Here is a 2,071-nt window from a genome sequence, read left to right as displayed (position 1 = left end):
GGGGCTGTCGGGAAATAGATAGTTCCAAACAGGGGCAGATTTGACTCGTATAAGTCAAATCTGCCCCTGAAACTTTTCCGTAAAAAGAGAAAAAGATGGCTAACGACAACCATCTCCTCTCCGTTCCATGTTATAATGGAACTATGCTAAAACAAGATTATTATAACGAATTTTTTGAATTAGGGCAACAGAAAATTAACTTCAGTTTCTTCGAATTGTGTTTACCTGACGACGATCCAGTCTATACCCTGAAAAAAGTGATGGAGGATTTAGATTTTTCTGGCTTGTTAGCCAATTGTTCAGATAAGGGGAGAACCGGGTTTAATCCAATTATGATGTATGCTGTCGTTACTTACGCAAACATGCGAGGAGTTAGAGCTGTTGACCGTATTGTGGAGTTATGTGAAAGAGACCTTGCGTTTATCTGGCTTACCAAAGGACAGAAACCAAAAAGAGATGCATTCTATGAATTTAAGAATAAAAAACTAACGGCTGATGTATTAGATGAATTAAACTATCAGTTTCTCCGCCGTCTGCAAAAAGAAGGACTGATTACCCTAAAGTCGCTTTTTATTGATGGGACTAAAATAGAAGCAAATGCAAACCGCTATACGTTTGTCTGGAGAGGAACGCTCAATTATCATCTTGCAGGATTGCTGGATACCATTGATTCGTTGTATCAGAAATATAACGTTCTGATCGACGAAAATGAGTATAGTATCAAATATGACATTCCTCATGCTCATATGTTTGTAATTGAAGGAATAGAGAAAGTAAAAGATGTCATTGAAAAGAACCGGAAACGAAAACTGACAAAACATAAAAAGTTATCCAATAATACCATCATCGAAATTGACAATTGTTCTCCGTTGGAGATTGTGAAACTCCAGAAAAATCTTCTTCAGATTGTAGAGCAGGAACAGATCGAGTTTGTTTATGGAAAAGGAAAGAAAAAACCGGAAATCCAGCAATTATATGAGGAACTGGAAGCCTGCGGTGAACGCCTGATGGGATACAAAGAATGCTTTGAGATCATGGGAAGAGACAGGAACAGTTATTCCAAGACAGATTTAGAAGCTACCTTTATGAGAATGAAAGAAGACCATATGCTAAATGGACAACTAAAAGCAGCATATAACATTCAGATAGCAGTAGAGAATTATTTCATTGTTCAGGCATATGTAAGTAATGACCGGACAGATTATAATACATTGATTCCTGTGTTAGAAAAGCACAAAAATGCATTTGGAGAAATTTTGGAAGAAGTAACTGCCGACAGTGGTTATTGCAGTGAAAAGAATCTTCTGTACTTAAAGGATCATAAAATCTCCAGTTATATCAAACTGCAGGATCATGAAAAACGGAAAACACGTGCGTACACAGAAGATATTGGGAAGTATTACAACATGAAAACGCAGATCTTTGAGGATGAACTTTATTACGTCTGCCATGATGGAAGAGAACTTCATCATATCAGGACTGAGAAAAAAGAACAGTCTGGTTATACACAAACATTTGAGGTGTATGGATGTGCAGATTGTAGTGGCTGTGGATATAAAGCAAAATGTCTCTATAAATATAATGCCGAAAAAGATGCAGAGAAAAATAAAGTCATGAAGATCAATGAACAATGGGAAGTTTTAAAAGAAGAATCCCATGCAAATATCCAGAGCGAGAAGGGGATTTTGAACCGGCAGATCCGTTCCATTCAGACGGAAGGACATTTTGGAGACATCAAAGAAAATGACGGTTTTCGCCGTTTTAATTACCGGACAGCAGAAAAAGTATACAAAGAATTCATGCTGTATGCGATTGGAAGAAATATAAATAAATACCATCGTTTTCTTCATGATGAGATCAAGAAATTTGAAGGAAAAACCGAAGAAAAGACTGCTTAGAAAAAGGGTGCTTTCAAAAATGTAGTCAAGGGGTTTTTGCGTCCTAAAATACATACAGAAAAGAAAAAAATACGAATCTCCTAAAGAAGTTCAAGTATTAAAAATACTGATTTCTATGGGAGATTCGTATTTTAAGATTTAGAGCCTAAAAATCGGTATTAACCGATAGCCTC

1 protein-coding gene is annotated in these 2,071 nt (G+C 36.5%); it reads left to right on the top strand.

Going from position 1 to position 2,071, the window contains the following annotated elements; genetic code table 11:
- The first annotated feature begins 143 nt into the window (after positions 1-143).
- Positions 144-1,898 (top strand): IS1182 family transposase, encoded by a 1,755-nt coding sequence (locus ACYPXO_RS08675; RefSeq protein ID WP_459640191.1) that lies wholly within the window; start codon positions 144-146, stop codon positions 1,896-1,898.
- Positions 1,899-2,071 lie beyond the last annotated feature (173 nt).

The sequence above is a fragment of the Faecalimonas canis genome, assembly GCF_054601575.1.
This window is presented reverse-complemented; position numbering and strand designations above follow the sequence as displayed.